Annotated in this window: 16 protein-coding genes; 7 read left to right on the plus strand and 9 right to left on the minus strand. The window is 71.6% G+C overall.

From position 1 onward, the window contains the following. Positions 1 to 45 precede the first annotated feature (45 nt). The 4 genes from AB0I82_RS24125 (at position 46) to AB0I82_RS24140 (ending at position 3,474) form a co-directional block, all read left to right on the plus strand. Positions 46 to 423, plus strand: a complete 378-nt coding sequence (locus AB0I82_RS24125; protein ID WP_363259425.1) for a phage holin family protein — start codon at positions 46 to 48, stop codon at positions 421 to 423. Positions 424 to 607: 184 nt separating this feature from the next. After that, positions 608 to 1,735, plus strand: a complete 1,128-nt coding sequence (locus tag AB0I82_RS24130) for a cystathionine gamma-lyase (RefSeq protein ID WP_363259653.1) — start codon at positions 608 to 610, stop codon at positions 1,733 to 1,735. Positions 1,736 to 1,950: 215 nt separating this feature from the next. Beyond that, positions 1,951 to 2,847: a LysR family transcriptional regulator gene (locus AB0I82_RS24135; RefSeq protein ID WP_363259426.1), complete on the plus strand. Its 897-nt coding sequence runs from the start codon at positions 1,951 to 1,953 to the stop codon at positions 2,845 to 2,847. Between the two features lie 147 nt (positions 2,848 to 2,994). After that, positions 2,995 to 3,474, plus strand: a complete 480-nt coding sequence (locus tag AB0I82_RS24140; RefSeq protein WP_223734974.1) for an NUDIX hydrolase — start codon at positions 2,995 to 2,997, stop codon at positions 3,472 to 3,474. Between the two features lie 120 nt (positions 3,475 to 3,594). Here the strand turns inward: AB0I82_RS24140 and AB0I82_RS24145 are convergent, their stop codons facing one another. From AB0I82_RS24145 to AB0I82_RS24155, 3 genes are all read right to left on the minus strand, one after another. After that, positions 3,595 to 4,332, minus strand: coding sequence for a pyridoxamine 5'-phosphate oxidase family protein (locus AB0I82_RS24145; protein WP_363259654.1), 738 nt, complete (start codon positions 4,330 to 4,332; stop codon positions 3,595 to 3,597). A 309-nt stretch (positions 4,333 to 4,641) separates the two neighbouring features. Continuing rightward, complete coding sequence (locus AB0I82_RS24150) at positions 4,642 to 6,147, minus strand: globin domain-containing protein (RefSeq protein WP_363259427.1); 1,506 nt, start codon at positions 6,145 to 6,147, stop codon at positions 4,642 to 4,644. Between the two features lie 401 nt (positions 6,148 to 6,548). Then, positions 6,549 to 7,190 carry an HAD-IB family phosphatase gene (locus tag AB0I82_RS24155; RefSeq protein ID WP_363259428.1) on the minus strand — a complete coding sequence of 214 codons (642 nt, stop codon included), beginning with the start codon at positions 7,188 to 7,190 and terminating at the stop codon, positions 6,549 to 6,551. Positions 7,191 to 7,337: 147 nt separating this feature from the next. On the opposite strand from AB0I82_RS24155, the gene AB0I82_RS24160 reads away from it, so the two are divergent. After that, entirely contained in the window at positions 7,338 to 7,925 is a 588-nt protein-coding gene (locus tag AB0I82_RS24160) for a DUF2269 domain-containing protein (protein ID WP_363259429.1), read from the plus strand. A gap of 17 nt (positions 7,926 to 7,942) precedes the next feature. Here AB0I82_RS24160 and AB0I82_RS24165 read toward each other — a convergent pair whose 3' ends face one another. Together AB0I82_RS24165 and AB0I82_RS24170 are read right to left on the minus strand one after the other, a co-directional pair. Beyond that, positions 7,943 to 8,380 carry a heme-binding protein gene (locus AB0I82_RS24165; RefSeq protein ID WP_363259430.1) on the minus strand — a complete coding sequence of 146 codons (438 nt, stop codon included), beginning with the start codon at positions 8,378 to 8,380 and terminating at the stop codon, positions 7,943 to 7,945. Positions 8,381 to 8,449: 69 nt separating this feature from the next. Beyond that, complete coding sequence (locus AB0I82_RS24170; RefSeq protein ID WP_363259431.1) at positions 8,450 to 9,685, minus strand: MFS transporter; 1,236 nt, start codon at positions 9,683 to 9,685, stop codon at positions 8,450 to 8,452. A gap of 132 nt (positions 9,686 to 9,817) precedes the next feature. Here AB0I82_RS24170 and AB0I82_RS24175 point away from each other — a divergent pair, with 132 nt between their 5' ends. Together AB0I82_RS24175 and AB0I82_RS24180 are read left to right on the plus strand one after the other, a co-directional pair. Further along, positions 9,818 to 10,300, plus strand: a complete 483-nt coding sequence (locus AB0I82_RS24175; protein ID WP_363259432.1) for a MarR family transcriptional regulator — start codon at positions 9,818 to 9,820, stop codon at positions 10,298 to 10,300. Between the two features lie 110 nt (positions 10,301 to 10,410). After that, a complete protein-coding gene (locus AB0I82_RS24180; protein WP_363259433.1) occupies positions 10,411 to 10,863 on the plus strand; it encodes a GNAT family N-acetyltransferase in 453 nt (150 codons plus the stop codon). Here AB0I82_RS24180 and AB0I82_RS24185 read toward each other — a convergent pair. The 4 genes from AB0I82_RS24185 to AB0I82_RS24200 form a co-directional block, all read right to left on the minus strand. Next, complete coding sequence (locus AB0I82_RS24185) at positions 10,847 to 11,722, minus strand: helix-turn-helix domain-containing protein (RefSeq protein WP_363259434.1); 876 nt, start codon at positions 11,720 to 11,722, stop codon at positions 10,847 to 10,849. The genes AB0I82_RS24180 and AB0I82_RS24185 overlap by 17 nt on opposite strands. 572 nt (positions 11,723 to 12,294) lie before the next feature. Continuing rightward, a complete protein-coding gene (locus tag AB0I82_RS24190) occupies positions 12,295 to 13,446 on the minus strand; it encodes an aminotransferase class V-fold PLP-dependent enzyme (protein WP_363259435.1) in 1,152 nt (383 codons plus the stop codon). A 188-nt stretch (positions 13,447 to 13,634) separates the two neighbouring features. Then, positions 13,635 to 15,008, minus strand: coding sequence for a serine hydrolase domain-containing protein (locus AB0I82_RS24195; RefSeq protein WP_363259436.1), 1,374 nt, complete (start codon positions 15,006 to 15,008; stop codon positions 13,635 to 13,637). A gap of 192 nt (positions 15,009 to 15,200) precedes the next feature. Next, on the minus strand, positions 15,201 to 16,178 hold the full coding sequence (locus AB0I82_RS24200) for a DsbA family oxidoreductase (RefSeq protein ID WP_363259437.1): 978 nt from the start codon (positions 16,176 to 16,178) through the stop codon (positions 15,201 to 15,203).

Genomic DNA, 16,178 nt, shown 5'->3' on the forward strand with positions numbered 1-16,178 from the left:
CCGCGCACCCCTCACTGCCACCGTCGTGTCTGCGACGATCCCACCATGAAGAATTTTCTGGTCAAGACGCTCGCCAACGCCGGGGCCCTCGCCGTGGCCACCTGGCTGCTCAGCGACATCACGCTGACCGGCACCAGTACCGGCAACAAGGTCTGGACGCTGATCCTGGTCGCGCTGATCTTCGGCGTGGTCAACGTCATCGTGAAGCCCGTGGTGAAGCTGCTGTCGTTCCCGCTCTTCATCCTCACCCTGGGCCTGATCACGCTCGTGATCAACGCCCTGATGCTGATGCTGACGTCCTGGCTGGCGGGGAAGGTCGACCTGGCCTTCCACGTCGACGGCTTCTGGACCGCGGTACTGGGCGGCCTGATCGTCTCGATCGTCTCCTGGGCACTGCACGTGATCCTGCCGGACAAGGACTGACCGCACCGCCCCACCGGTCTCCCCCCTCCCTCCCGGCTGCTGCGGGCGCCCGGCCCGGCGCCCGTGACGCACGCCACGGCCGTTCTCGATACGGATGTTCCTGACCCGTACTACGGCGGCGTGGCAGGCTTCGAGGACGCAGGACGAGAGGCGGGGAGAGCCCATGACAGGCGACGACGCGCGCATGACCGGCGACAGCACCCGGGCCGTACGGGCCGGCCTCCCCGAGGCCGAGGCGTACCACCCGACGCTCCCGGGGCCGGTCTTCGCGGCCCACTACCACCTGCCGGGCGATGCCACCGGCCCGTACACCTACGGCCGCGAGTCCAACCCGACCTGGACCCTCCTCGAAGAGGCGATCTCGGAGCTGGAGTCGCCCGGCGAGCCGGCCCACACCTCGGTCTTCGCCTCCGGGATGGCCGCGATCTCCGCCGTCCTCTTCTCCCAGGTCCGCACCGGCGACGTGGTCGTCCTGCCGAACGACTGCTACCAGCTCATGCCCGCCGTCCGGGAGCGCCTGGAGAGCTACGGCGTCGAGGTCCGCACCGCCCCCACCGCCGGGGACGCCCAGCTCGACGTACTGGACGGCGCCCGGCTGCTGTGGATCGAGACGCCCTCCAACCCGGGCCTGGACGTCTGCGACATCCGCCGGCTCGCCGCGGCCGCGCACGCCCAGGGCACTCTGGTCGCCGTCGACAACACCCTCGCCACGCCGCTCGGCCAGCGCCCGCTCGGCCTCGGCGCCGACTTCTCCGTGGCCAGCGGCACGAAGGCGCTGACCGGCCACGGCGACCTCCTGCTGGGCTATGTCGCCACCCGCGACCAGGCCCTCACCGACTCCGTACGGCAGTGGCGCAAGACCGTCGGCGCGATCCCCGGCCCTATGGAGGCGTGGCTCGCGCACCGGTCGCTGGCCACGCTGGCGTTGCGCGTCGAGCGGCAGGCGGTGGGCGCGCTGGCGCTCGCCGAGGCGCTGCGCGACCGCCCGGAGGTCACCGGGCTGCGCCACCCGGGACTGCCCACCGATCCGTCGTACAAGGGCGCGGTGGCCCAGATGCGCCCCGGACGCTTCGGCTGCGTCGTCTCCTTCGTCCTGCCGGACAAGGCGCACGCGGAACGTTTTCTGGCCGGACTGACGCTGGTGGACGACGCGACGAGTTTTGGGGGAGTCCGGTCGACGGCCGAGCGGCGGGGACGCTGGGGCGGCGACGCCGTACCGGACGGATTCGTCCGCTTCTCCGTCGGCGTCGAGGATCCGGACGACCTGGTCGCGGACGTGCTCCGGGCGCTGGACAGTGCCGCGCGCGGCTAGTACCGCTCCGATCGGCGGGCCCGGCGGCCGTACGCACAGCAGACGGTCCGAGCCTCCCCCCTCGTGGCTCGGACCGCCCTCGGTTCAATGCGCAACGAACCGCACAATCAAGGCTAGTTGACTCAGCGTCAGTGTCCAATCACGCTAGCGACACAGCCCTATCGACAAATTTATAGTGACCCCGCGAGCAGGCATCCCGGAAGAAGGGGGTATGGATGGATCTGGCGCTGTTGCGCACCTTCGTCACTGTGCACCGGGCCGGCTCCTTCACCCGCGCCGCCGCCCTCCTCGGACTCTCCCAGCCCGCGGTGACCAGTCAGATACGGACGCTGGAACGCCAGCTCGGCCGCCCGCTGTTCCTGCGCAGGCCGCGCGGGGTCATCGCCACCACCGTCGGCGACGAACTCGCCCACAAGATCGCCCCGCATCTCGACGCCCTCACCGAGATCACCGAAGCCGGACTCGACGAGGAATCCGTCACCCGCACCCTTCATCTCGCCGGGCCCCCGGAATTCGCCGCCGAACGCGCCCTCCCGGCCCTCGCCCCCCTCATCGACCGGGGCCTCGCCGTCCGCACCTCCTTCGGTTCCGCCGAGGAGCTGCTCAACGGGCTCGCCGCCGGCCACCACGATCTCGCCGTCACCACCGCCCGGCCGCGCGGCGGACTGCTCACCGCGACCCCGCTGTGCGACGAGGAACACGTTCTGGTCGCCGCGCCCCGCTGGGCGAACCGGCTCGGCGGCCCGGCCCACCTCCAGGACCGCGGCCCGCGGGCCCTCGACCCCGTACCGGTGGTCGAGGTGCACGAGAGCCTGCCGCTGGTCACCCGCTACTGGTCCGCCGTCTTCGACGCCCGGCCCACGGCGCCCGCCGCCGTGATAGCCGCCGACCTGCGCGCGGTACTGGCCTGCGCGGCGGCCGGCGCCGGGCTCGCCGTCGTACCGCGCTACCTCGCCGCACCGGCCCTCGACCGCGGCGAGGTGGTCTCGCTGCTGGACCCGCCGGTGCCGCCGCTGCGCACGTACTTCCTCGTCGTCCGCACCGGGACGCTCGCCCTGCCGCACATCGCCCGCGCGCACGAGTGGCTGCTGCGGGCCGCGGCGGCCTGGTGACCGGCAGGAGCGCTACCGCACTGGTGAGCGGCCTGGAGGGGTTCGTTCCGGCGCTGACCGGGGCGTATCCGGCGCGCCCGCGGCCGGATGTCACGCGCCCCGCAAGACGCGGGTTTCACCAGCCGTCGAAAGCGGCATCTGTCCCCTATGACCGTACGGCCAGTCGTCAAACGCACCGCCCGCGCGATCCTGCTCGACGGTGACGACCTCATCCTGATCAAGCGCACCAAGCCGGGACGGAACCCGTACTGGATCACGCCGGGTGGTGGCGTGGAGCCCGAGGACGCCACCGTGATCGACGCCCTCCACCGGGAGGTGGACGAGGAGCTGGGCGCCAAGGTGAAGGACGTCGTGCCGGTCTTCGTCGACACGGTTGAGCACGTCACGGACGGCGGCGTGGACGGCGTGAAGGTGCAGCACTTCTTCGTCTGCCGGCTCGACTCCATGGACCTGGCCCGGCGACACGGCCCGGAGGTTGAGGAGCCGTGCGGGGAGTACGAGATCGTGCGGGTGCCGTTCACCCGCGTCGGTATCGCCTCCGTCGAGGTCGTACCGCTCTCCCTGCGGCACTACCTCGACGCCAACATCGAAGGCGTCCGGGCGCTGCACGCACCCGATCTGGGCTGACGATCCGCCCCGCGCGAACCGTCCGTTTCACGTGAAACATCCGCGTCCACGTCGTATCGCTTACGACCGTTTCACGTGAAACACGTCATGTTTCACGTGAAACAGCGGTCGGTCCCTGGGCTAACCAAACCAGCCACGGAAGTCGCCGGGTTCCGCCGGTGCCCGCTGCTGTACGAGCGCCAGTACGCGCTCCGCCTCCTCCTGGAAGGAAGAAGGGGCGGGGGTACGGGGACGAGCCGGCGCCGGTTCCTGTGGCGCTTCCGGCGCCCCTTCCCGGCGCCGGTAGGGGGCCCGGTCGGCCGCCTCGGCCGCCGCGCCGAAGAAATCGCCGCCCTTGCGCTTCATATCGTCCGTGCCCCAGGCGCGGTCGCCGCGCTCCTGCCGGGGAACCTTCTGCAGGTGGGGTATGTGCTTGGCGCAGTGGATGTACGCCTCCTCCACCTCGACCACCACCCACAGCTGTGCGCGCCGCCCGGGCACCGGGTCGACCGGCAGATCGGGGTGGCGCACCCGCATCTCCTCGTCCGGGACGACCCAGGCCCGCCCGTTCACGTGCAGGCCGATCCGGTCGCGCAGGAAGTCCACGAAGAGGATGCCCAGCCGCGGGTTCTCGGAGAGGTTGCCGAGCGAGGCCAGCACGCCGTTGCCGCGGTACTCGGGGTAGATCAGCGTGCGCTCGTCCAGCACGCGCACGAAGCCTGGCGGCCCGGCCCGGAAGGTCGAGTCGCACTCGCCGCTCCCGTCCGCGGTCGCCAGGAAGAACATCTCCTGTCGGCCGACGAACTCACGCATGCGCGCGTTGAGATGGTCCAGGACCTGGTCGCGGTAGAAGCGGTCGGCGCGGTCGGTCGTCCCCATCTGTTGCTGCACACGGTGCTCACCGTCGCTGCCGGGCCGCTCGGCCCGCTCCTCGACGGCCCAGCTGGGCACCGGTCGCGCGGCCGGCTGCTCGTACGCCTGCGCAGCCGAACCGGGCCGCTCGTGCGTGGGCGCAGCCGCACTGGGCCGCTCATGCGTGGGCGCGGCCGGGGCGGACGGCTCGTAGGTGTATACATCCGGGTACTCACTCGCGTACCGGTCCGGGTACTGGACCGCGTACTCGTCCGGGTACCGGCCCGCAGGCTCCCGCGAGTAACCCCAGCGGCTGCTGTCTTCCGTGCTCAAGTACTACTCTCCCGCCGCGACAAGCTCTTCAACGGCGTCATGCCGGATACGGTCCGACGGGACGCCGACGCCGACCAGCGCGTCCACACCGCTGCGGATCAGACCGGGCGGCCCCGACACATACGCGTCGTACTCGCCCCACGGCCCGTACTCCCGCACCGCGTCCGGCAGCCGCCCGCTGATGCTCCGGTACACACCGCCCGTCGGTCCGCTGGAGATCACCGGGCGTACGGACAGCCAGGGATGGGCGTGCTCCAGCCGCAGCATGGTGTCGATGTCGTACAGGTCATGATCGCTGCGAGCACCGTAGAACACCTCCACCGGACGCCGGCGGCCGTGCTCGGCGACATCCTCGACCAGCGCCTTGATGGGCGCGATACCCGTACCGCCGCCCAGACACAGCAGGCCGTTGTCCGTGGTGTGGTCGACGGTCATCGAACCGCCCGGAGGACCGAGCCGGATGACGTCGCCCGGCCGCGCCCGGTGCACCAGCGCACCCGAGACCCAGCCCGCCGGTACCGCCTTGACGTGAAAGGTGAGCAGGCCGTCCGAGCGCGGCGCGCAGGCGAAGGAGTAGTGCCGCCACACCCGCGGCCACCACGGCGTCTCCACACTGGTGTACTGCCCGGCGAGGAACGGGTACGGCTGGTCCGGCCGCACGGTAATGATGGCGACGTCGGGCGTGCGCAGCTCGTGGGCGACCACCTCGGCGTCCCACCAGGCGGGCGCGATGGCCTCGTCCTCGGCGGCTGCGTCGATCATGGTCTGTGAAATCTTGGTGTATGCCCGGATCCAGGCGGCTTCGGCCTCGCCGTCCCAGCTGAGCGTGGCGTACCGGGAGAGCGCACCGAGCAGGCACTCGCCGACCGCCGGGTAGTGCTCCGGCAGCGTGCCGTACTTGCGATGGCCGCGGCCGAGATGCGCCAGGAACTCGGTGAGCGACGCGTCGTCGTCCACCCGCTGTGCGGCGGTGAGCAGCGCCTTGAACAGCCGGTCGCGCTGCTCGTCCATCGAGACCGGGAAGAGCTGGCGCAGGTCGGGGTGGCGGACGAAGAGAAGCGCGTAGAAGTACGAGGTGACCTGGTCCGCCACCGGCTCGATCTCCGCCATCGTGCGCCGGATGAGCAGCGCGTCGGCGGACGCCTCGGCCGCGGCGGGCCGCTGGGTACGGACCGATGCCTCCAGCGCGGACTCCGGCACGGGCCCCGCCGCGGCCGGGACCTCACGGCGGGGCGGGAGCGTGGCGGTCCGAGCGCCGGCCCCAGGAGCACCTTGAGAAGCGGCGCGAGAAGCGGCTTCAGGAGTCGTGCGGGGAAGGGTCGGAGGAGCCGCCTGGTCGGCTGCCGATTCGGTTGATTCGATGGATTCAGCCGCTTCGACCGATTCGGCGGCTTCAGTCGATTCGGTGGGCTTTTCCGGTGACTTGGCGGGAGAGGGAGTGAACCAACTCCACGCGCCACTGTCACCGTCGGCGCCGTTACCGGCCGACGCGGTGGTCGGAGCGTCCATGGTCTGCCTCGCCTCGAACGGTCGTGGAACGTCTTCGCATTCTTGATCGGCAACCGCTAGCCGGGCAATGCCCGCGAAAGCGGGGCAGCTCCGACTCGTGTCACACCCAACGCAGTTCCCGTCTCCGCACGCCTCCGCAGCATGTCAGCCCGCACCCGTACGTACGGGCGAACAGCCTGAAGTCCCGGTAACGCACGATGCGTTGCCGGTAGGCTGGCGGACTCCGGGCGCACGCCGGGGCAACCCGCGGCGCGCCCGCCCGATGAATCGGAGTCGACCATACCGGGACCGGACGAATCCACAAGTCCCGTTCCGCGGCAGCCCGCCGACGTCCCGGTGAAGCCCTGGTGAGTTCCGGGTGAACCGACCGGTGACGGGGGTGGTGGCACGAGCCGGTGGGCTCATCCGCCGGCCTTCCCGCCGAGCGTCAGCGCGTACGCCTCCCGCAGGTCCCGCCCCGCGTACGCGAAGGTCGCGAGTTCGCTGACGTGATGATCCGCGTTCACCGCCACGGACGCCGGGAGGGCCGCGAACAGTTCCGCGTCGGAGCGGGAATCCCCGTACGCCACGCAGTCGGCCCGGCTCAGCCCGAACGACGCACAGAGCTCATCGGCGATACGCACCTTGGCCCCGGCGGACAGGATGCCGGTCGGGTCCACCCGCTCCCGGAACGGCACGTCCGGCCAGCGCGAGCCGTACGCCGCGTCGGCGCCCCAGCCCAGCAGCCGGTTCACGAAGAACGACGGCGACAGGGAGATCACCGCGCAGCGCTCCCCGCGCTCACGGATGTCGGCCCACACGTCCCGGATGCCGGCCAGCCAGGGCGCCGCCTCGAAAGCGGCCGCGACATCGGCGTGGGTCAGCTCTGTCCACAGGTCGCAGGCCAGCTGCGCGAAGCGCGGCGGAGTCAGTTCGCCGGCCGCGAAGGCACGCTCCAGCTCGCCGGTCTCCCGTTCCAGTCCGAGCTGCCGCGCGATCTCCACGGCGGCGGCGGACTCGTAGAGCAGCGTTCCGTCCAGGTCGAAGAGGTGCAGCTTGGCCATGGGGGCGAGGGTAGGCGGTCGAGCTGTCGGCAGGCAGGCCGGGTCGCGACGAACCGGTACGAGTCGGTGTCCGTACTCGTCCGCGCGTACGGGCGGATACTCCCGCCGTCAGACGCGCCGCGGGCCGCCGGGCGCGACGGTGGTGACATGCAGCAGCTCAGCCGTCCCGCACGCCGGGCCACCCTCGTCGTCCACGTCGTCGTCTCTGTCGGCTGGCTCGGGCTCACGCTCGGCCTCCTGGCGCTCGGCATCGCGGCGGCGTCCGCGGATGTTTCACGTGAAACCGACGCGGTGGCCGGTTCAGGGACGGCCGACGCCGCCACGGAACTCGCCGCGGCCGCCTATCGCTCGATGAAGATCTTCATCGACTGGCTGATCGTCCCGCTCGCGGTGCTCACCTTGGTGTCCGGCCTCGTCCTGTCGCTCGGCACGCCATGGGGGCTGGCCCGGCACCGCTGGGTGGTCACCAAGTTCTGGCTCACGTTGGGCGCGGTCATCGCCACCGCCCTGGCGCTGCGCGCGCAGATCAACACCGCTGCGGGTGCCGTGACGGCGGACCGGCCGGTACCGCCCGAGGTCGACCTCGTCGTGACGCCGGCCGTCGCGCTCACGCTGTACGTCTTCCTGACCGCCGTCTCGGTGCTGAAGCCCTGGGGGCTGACAGCGCGCGGCCGCCGCCTGCGCGGGGAGCGCGGGCGGCGGCCGGAGAAGGCGGCCCGGACGGCCGCGGAGTGATCACCGCAGGGGAGTGATCACTCCAGGCCGGCGGCCTGACGGGCGGCGACGGCGATCCGGTGGTCCTGCTCCGGTGCACCGCCGCCGAAGCCGATGGCGCCGATCAGCCGGCCGTCGCGGTGCAGCGGTACGCCACCCGCGATGAACAGCAGCGGCCGGTCGAGGGCGGTCGGCAGCGTGTGGAAGAGGCCGTCCGGACGGACCAGGTCGACCAGGTCGGCGGTGGGCGCGTCCAGCTGGAGCGCGGTGTACGCCTTGCGGGTGCTGGTCTCGCCCGAGATCAGCACGGCGTCGTCGTCCCGCCGGAAGCCGAGCAGGTGGCCGCCGGCGTCCAGCACGGTGACGCTGCCGCGTACGCCTTCACCGTCGGCGGCCCGCCGCGCGGCTTCGACGAGGGCATCGACGTCCCCGGTGGTGAGCGGGCGGACGGCGGCGATGGTGTCGGGGGTGCTCATGGGGTGGTGCTCCTTGGGGGGAGTGGAGTGACGTTGGGTACTAGGGGTGGGGTGTGGGGATGAGGCGTGTCACGCCCGCGCGGGCTCCGCCGCGTTCTCCTCGGCCGTCGCGCCCGCGACGACCCGGCCGGTGCCGCCGGCGACCGCCCGGTCGCGGCGTTCCAGCGCGGCCGACCAGAAGGCCAGTACCAGCGCGGAGGCGGCGAGCAGCGCGCCGACCCAGTTGGGGGCCGTGACGCCGAGGCCGGCCGAGATCACCAGGCCGCCGAGCCAGGCGGCGATCGCGTTGCCGAGGTTGAAGGCGCCGATGTTGACGGCGGAGGCGAGCGTGGGCGCGTCCGCGGTCTGGTCGAGCACCCGCTTCTGCAGCGGCGGTACGGTCGCGAACCCGAAGGCGCCGATCAGCGGGATGGCAACGGCTGCGGCGACCTTGTCGTACGCGGTGAACGTGAAGGTCCCGAGCACGACGGCCAGCGCGGCGAGCGCCACGTACAGCATCGGCATCAGCGCGCGGTCGGCGAACTTGCCACCGATCAGGTTGCCGACCACCATCCCGATCCCGAAGAGGACGAGCAGCCAGGTGACGGACCCGTCGGCGTACCCGGCAGCCTCGGTCATCATCGGCGCGATGTAGGTGATCGCGGCGAAGACACCGCCGAAGCCGAGCACGGTCATGGCCATCGCCAGCAGGACCTGCGGGTTGCGGAAGGCGGCGAGCTCGCCGCGGAGGTGCGTGCGCTGCGGTGCGTCCGCTTCGCGGCGGTCGGCCGGTACGAGGGCCGCGATGCCGAGCAGACCCAGTACGCCGAGCGCGGCGACGATGAAGAAGGTCGCGCGCCAGCCGACGCTCTGGCCGATGAACGTGCCGGCCGGAACGCCGACGACATTGGCGACGGTGAGACCGGTGAACATCATGGCGATCGCGCCGGCCTTCTTGTGCGGCGCGACCAGACCCGCGGCCACGATCGAACCGATGCCGAAGAACGCGCCGTGCGCGAGCGAGGCGATCACCCGGCCGGCCAGCATGACGCCGAAGACGGGGGCGACGGCCGAGACGAGATTGCCCGCGATGAACAGGCCCATCAGCAGCATCAGCATTCGCTTGCGCGAGACGCGGGCGCCGAGGACGGCCAGCAGCGGGGCGCCGACCACGACACCGAGCGCGTAGCCGGTGGTCAGGAAGCCGGCAGTGGGGATGGAGACGCCGAAGTCCGCGGCGACCTCCGGCAGCAACCCCATGATCACGAATTCGGTGGTGCCGATTCCGAAGGCGCCGATGGCCAGCGCCAGAAGTGCGAGAGGCATGACTGGGCCCTTCAAAACGTTGCAGGGGGAGGTTGAGTGCGTTCACAATAATTGCAGACGCGGGTTACTTGCAAGCGCGGGCTATTTCACGGGTGGCCTATCCTCAGGAGTACGACCCAAGGGAGGGTTCTCATGACGCAGTGCCAGCAGACCGTCCGCGCGCCCGGCCTCGCCCAGGGGTGGTGCGCGCTCTCCGTCCTGCACGGCCGGATCGAGACGCACATCGAGCGCGCCCTGCAGGACGGACACGGGCTGAGCGTGCGCGAGTACTCCGTCCTGAACGTGCTCAGCGAGCAGCACGACGGCGTGGGCGGCCACCTGCGCATGCACCAGGTCGCCGATGCGGTCGTCCTCAGCCAGAGCGCGACGACGCGCCTGGTCACGAGGCTCGAGGAGCGCGGGCTGCTGTCGCGTTACCTGTGCCCCGACGACCGCCGCGGCATCTACACGAACGTCACCGAGCAGGGCCACCAGCTGCTGGAGGAGGCGCGCCCCACGCACGACGCGGCGCTGTCCGAGGCGCTGAGCGAGGCGGCCCGACGCCCGGAGCTGGCGCCGCTGGTGGCCGCGGTGGAGGGGATGGCTACGGGGGCGGCACCTACGGGCGGGCGCTGAGCGCGCACCGCGCGCTCCGAAGGAGCGTGGCGTGCGCCGCGGGGCAGCGTGGCGGGCGCGACGTGCACTGCCCCTGGGACGCAGCCCTCGCACCGCATATGGTCGCGGCCATGAGCGATTTCAAGATCCGTCGGGCGGCCGAAGCGGACCTCCCCGCCATCGTGGCACTGCTGGCCGACGACGCACTGGGCGCGACCCGCGAGTCCCCGGATGACCTGACTCCGTACCGTACGGCGTACAAGCGGCTGGCCGATGACCCGAACCAGCACCTGGTCGTCGCCGAACGCGCCGGCCGCGTCGTGGGAACACTCCAGCTCACCGTCATTCCGGGGCTCTCGCGGCGCGGCGCCACCCGGTCGATCGTCGAGGGCGTGCGCATCCACTCCGAGGAGCGGGGGAGCGGCCTGGGCACCCGGCTCATGGACTGGGCGGTGGAGGAATCCCGGGCGCTAGGCGTCGAGTTGGTACAGCTGACCTCCGACGCCACGCGCGTCGACGCCCATCGGTTCTACGAGCGGATCGGCTTCGACGCCTCCCACCTGGGCTTCAAGCGCCAGCTGTGACCTCGGCGGACCTGTCGGTGGGCTCCGCCTCAGGGACTGTGCCCCCTTCGGAACGCGCCCTGGACCGGGTCCGGTGCGCCTTCTGCCGGCAGGCCCCGCCGCAGTAGCGGGCGGGCCGGCCGGTATGCGCCATATGCACAGGTCCGCCGCATTCTTCGCACACAGTTTCGTTATTTTCTGCGGCTTCGAACGGGAGTTTCGTTACGTCCCGCCCGGCCCGCAGACCGTCACACATCAGGGCGGTCATACGGCCCGACACACCGTCCGACACCCTCATATCGGCCGGGGAATCCCCCGCACCCGTCGGCTCCTCCCCCGGCCCCCTTTCCGGCGGGCCGGACGCCGCCGACCGGCGGACTTCCATGGCCATGCACCCGGTCAGCAGCACCCGCACATCGGCGATGCCCACGTCCTTACGCACCGCGCCGGCCCGCTGAGCCCTGACCAGCAGCACTTCCAGGGCCGACCAGAATTCCTCTTCCAATCCCGGGAGTACGGGACGCACCTCGGCCACCGTCGCCCCTTCCAGCGCGGCACACATCGCCTTGTTCTGTGCGACCAGCCTGACCACCGAGGAAATGAACCGGAAAAAGACCTCGCCCGGGTCCGGCACATCGGCCAAGTCCCGTGCTGTATCGGTGAACAGCCGCATCCGGTCCGCGACCGTCGCCCTGAACAAGGCGTCTTTGGAAGGGAAATGGCGGTAAACGGTGCCCGCCCCCACCCCCGCGCGCCGTGCGATCTCTCCAAGCGGAACGGTCAACCCGCGTTCCTCAAAGGCGGATCGGGCCGCCTGCAGCACGAGCGCCCGATTGCGCCGCGCGTCGGCACGCAATGCGGCGGACCCAGTCTCCGGCATTTTCCCGGCCTCCTCGAAACGGCTGCGCCTCTGTCCCGGAAACCGCGCAGATAAACGGGCCGGGCGTTCCGATTCTAAGGGCCGCTAAAAGCATGATCGACAACCGCGCATCCGGCGCGCCGTCGTAAAGAGCTGCTGAAAAGAGCCGACGAAAACTGCGACAGAAACGGGTTGCCCCCTCCGTTTATGGAAGCGTGGCTGGACCACCCCCGGGTAGCCGGCCGTGAACCGACCAGGAACCCGCCCGGACTTCGCCGCCCTACGGGACTCGCCACCCGGGTCTCGCCTGTCGCCCGCTCATCACTCAACTCGCCCATAAATTAGGGCACTTAAGGGGCCCAGCGCTCCGTTTTCAGGTGAATTGCCGGCGAATGCTCGGCACTCCCTCGCAGAGCGACCATTCCGCTTCCGCGTCCGGTTCCGCTTCGCCCCCCGGCGCACATGACTGTGGGGCCGTGTTTCACGTGAAACACGGCCCCACTCAGGCCATCTCCCGGCCTACAGGCCCATCAGACACTCGAATGGCCTACATGGCCCTCCAGCGCCTTCCCCCGCGGCTCACTCAGCCCCGCTCAGCCCTCGATCACCGCATCCCATGCGGCCCCCGCCGCCGCCACGGCGGCCTCGGCGTACAGCTCGGCGCCCAGCGTCCGCAGCCCCTCGCCCAGCGCGGAGAGCGCGGCCAGGACCACGCCACGGTCCGCTGCCCGGCCGTAGTGGTTCAGCCGGATCATCTCCTTGGCCAGCGCCCCGGCCGCGGCCTGGAGCGGCACCCCACCGTTCGCGGCCAGTGCCGCGGCCACGACCTCGCGGGCGTCCACGTTCTCCGGCACCCGGAGCGTCGTGGCGGCCGGTGCGGCGTCCTCGTCACGGAGCACGTACGGCGTCAGGCCGCCCAGGGCCCGTACGCCCGCACGCGTCGCCGCCGCGGCAGCGCGATGGCGGGCGATGACGACATCCAGCCCCTCGTCGTTCACCCGGTCCGCGGCCTGCTCCAGCGCCAGCATCTCCAGCTGCGCCGGCGCGTGCGGCAGCGCCGTACGGCCGCCGTCGATCCAGCGCTCCTTCCAGTCCAGCAACGAGAGGTAGGACCGGCGCGGCGCCTGCTCGTTGGCGGCGATCCGCTCCCAGGCGCGGGCGCTGACCGAAGCGACCGAGACACCGGCCGGTCCCGCCAGTGCCTTCTGCCCGCCGATGACGCAGAGGTCCACGCCCCACTCGTCGGTACGCAGCGGCTCCGCGCCCACCGACGCCACCGCGTCCAGCATCAGCAGCGCGCCGTGCTCCCGCACCACCGCACCGATCTCGGCGACGGGGTTCGTGTTGCCGGTCGCGGCCTCGGCGTGCACCAGACTCACGAAGTCGATGGCGGGGTTCTCCCGCAGCGCGTCCGCGACCTGCTGCGGCGAAACCGCACCGGTGAACGGGGCGGTGATCGTGACCACCTCGGCGCCGCAGGACCGCAGCCAGCCGCCGAAGGTCTCGCCGTACGGCCCGGTGATGATGTTCAGGGCGGTGCTGCCGGGTCGTACGGCCGAGCGGATGCACGCCTCGAGCGGCAGCAGCGCCTCGCCCTGCATCGCCACGACGTCCGCTTCGGTCCCCATCAGCGCGGCGACCTTGTCCTCGATCCGCGCGAAGTGCGCCGCGGTGAGCGGCGGCAGGTCGAGCAGCACCGGGGCGTCGGAGTTCGCGGTCGCGGTCGCATCGTTCACGGCAGTCACAGTGGCCTTCCAGCGGTAGCGGGCCCCGCACGACGGCGGCTCCCGGGCACTCCTGATATCTGGCTCGACTGTACGTCCGCCCCGTCACCCCGACTCCGGCACCCGCTGCCCGCGGCCCGCACACACCCCGCCACCCGACTCCGCCGCCACCCTCCCCAGCCTCCTCCCCCGGACTCACCCCTCCGAGCTCACCCCTCCGTACGCCAGCCGCCCGCGTCGACGCCGCCCGGCACCGGCGCCGACGGCTCGTACGGCGCGCGGGTGAACACGAACGTGCCCAGATCCAGATGGCTCACCGAACCATCCGCGGCCCGCACCGCGCGCAGCGTCTCCCCCGCGTAGTAACCGTCCAGGCCCGTCCAGCTCCCGTCCTCCGTCGGCCGGAACCGCGAGCTGCGGCCCCCGCCGGACATGGGGCTCAGCTCCAGCTCCCGGTCCGGCCGCAGCCGCAGAAGGTACGGAGCGGAGCCCCAGAACCAAGGCCCGGTCAGCGCCAGCAGCTCCTCGTCCAGCGGTCCGGCCAGCGGTCGCCACGGCTCGGGAATCCGCGGCTCCCGCTCGGCCACGATCCGTACGAAGTCGGCGGCGATCCCGCTCACCGCGGGGCCCGACGTGCAGTTGGCCAGCGCGACACCCGCGACACCCTCGTCCGTACCGGCGTCCGTGCCGACCCACAGAGAGGCCAGGAAGCCCGGCATGGAGCCGGTGTGCCCGGCCAGTACCCGGCCGTCGTCCGTCCGCAGCAGCTGCAGCCCGAGGCCGTACCCCGTGCTCCAGTCGCCCTCCGCCGGTACGGCGGGCATCCGCAGCTCGGCCACGCTCGCCGCGCCCAGTACCCGTTCGTCGCCTCGGACCAGGAACGCCGCCCACCGGCACAGGTCCGACACCGTCGACCACAGCTGGCCGGCCGGCGCCATCCGCCCGGTGTCCTCGGCCGGTTCGGGCAGCAGCACGTCCGCCCAGGGGTGTACGGCCCAGCCGGCCGCGTGCGGCGCCACCGGGTCCAAGGTCGTACGCGTCATACCCAGTGGCTCCAGCACCTCGCGGCGCAGCACCACGCCCCAGTGCTCGCCGCCGCGCAGCCGCTCGACGAGCGCTCCCAGCAACGCGTACCCGGGGTTCGAGTAGTGGTGCCGACGGCCCGCCGGGTGGCGGCGCGGCCGCTCGCCGAAGAGGTCGGCCGACCCCGGCCGCAGCAGGCCCGGCGTCCGTTCCCACCACGGCCCGCGCGCCTCGGCCGCCAGCCCGGCACTGTGCGAGAGCAGCTGCGCGACGGTCGCGTCGGGTACCGGCGTACCGTCGAGGTGCTTGCCCAGCGGATCGGCCAGGCCGAGCAGCCCCTCGTCCCGCAACCGCAGGACGAGCACGGCCACGAATGTCTTGGTGAGCGAACCGATGCGGTACTGCATGTCGGCGTGCGGCACCGCACCGTCCACCGCCCCGCGGAGCCCCAGCCACACCGGCTGCCCGTCCCGCACGACCGCCCCCACCATGGACGGCGCCCGCCCCTCTGCCTGCCCCACAGCCAGCCGCCGCCACAGCTCCCGCCTGGTACCCGGCAACAGCTCCGCACCCTGGCGATCCTCATCCGAAGACACCGCCACACCGGCCCAGTTCCTCACACCACTCACGCCCCACTCCATCCCTCATGCTCCGGCCTGCCGTTTGCCGACGAACTCCCGTACCGAATCGGCGAATCCGACAGGCTCAGTCTCATGGACCGTACGGACCGAGGCGAGGCGGACGCTGACCGTTCAGCCGAACTCCGGCGTCATCGCGGCGGCCATCCTCAAATGCAGAGCGGCCTCGTCCTCCTTCCCCAGCCGCTGAAGAGTGCGGCCGAGCATCAGTCGCGCGTACGAGTCGTCGGGCGCGTCCACGACCAACGCCTCCAGTACTTCGCGGGCGCGCGACAGCTGTGCCGAGTGGAAGTAGCCGCGGGCCGCGAGCCGACGGACGTTCAGGTCGTCCGCGTACTCGTCGAGCAGCGGCTTCAGCACGGTGAGGGCCCCCAGCGGATCGTGCTGGTCGAGCAGGGACTCCGCCCAGCGCAGCCGCCGTACCTCCGCGGGCAACTCGCGGCTGCGGTCGCCCCGGGCGAGGAATTCCGCGATCACCTCCGGCGGCTGGGCACCGGCGAGCGCCCGGTCGCCGACCACGATCGTCGGCGAGGTCGCGATGGCGCGTGCCTTGCCGATCAGGAGGAGCTCGCGTACGTCGCGGTCGCCCGCATCGGTGTCCAGCAGCGCCGCTCCCTCCGCGAATCCGGACCGGACGGCGATGTCCTTGAGACTGCTCCGGTCGCTGATGTCGGCGCCGTCGATGAAGTGGGCCTTCATGATCTGCTCGGCCACCTCGTTCTGCAGCACGGCACCACCGTGCGCGAGAGCCAGGTGGAGGAGGCGGTGCGCATCGTGGCTGGCGGCCCGCCAAGCCGCTCCCCAGCGCGGGCCCAGACCTTCCGCTGCCGCGACCTCCGAGATACGCACCCGGTTCTCGGCCGGGGACAGACCCGGCGCGCACTGCCGCAGCGCGGCATCCACCATCGGATCACGCCATGCCTCCTCGATGGGTACGGCCTGATCCGGCGTGGTCGGGTCGATCCTGAACGGGCGCCACACCATCTCGACTTCGGCCCCGCCCGGCTCACGGCTCGCGAGTGCCTTCTCCAGGCGCCGCTTGCCGATGTATGCCCACGCGCAGACCACGTCTGCCCAGATCTCGATTCGCAT

Origin of the sequence: Streptomyces sp. NPDC050315, from assembly GCF_040655775.1 — a bacterium.
Taxonomy (GTDB): Bacteria; Actinomycetota; Actinomycetes; order Streptomycetales; family Streptomycetaceae; genus Streptomyces.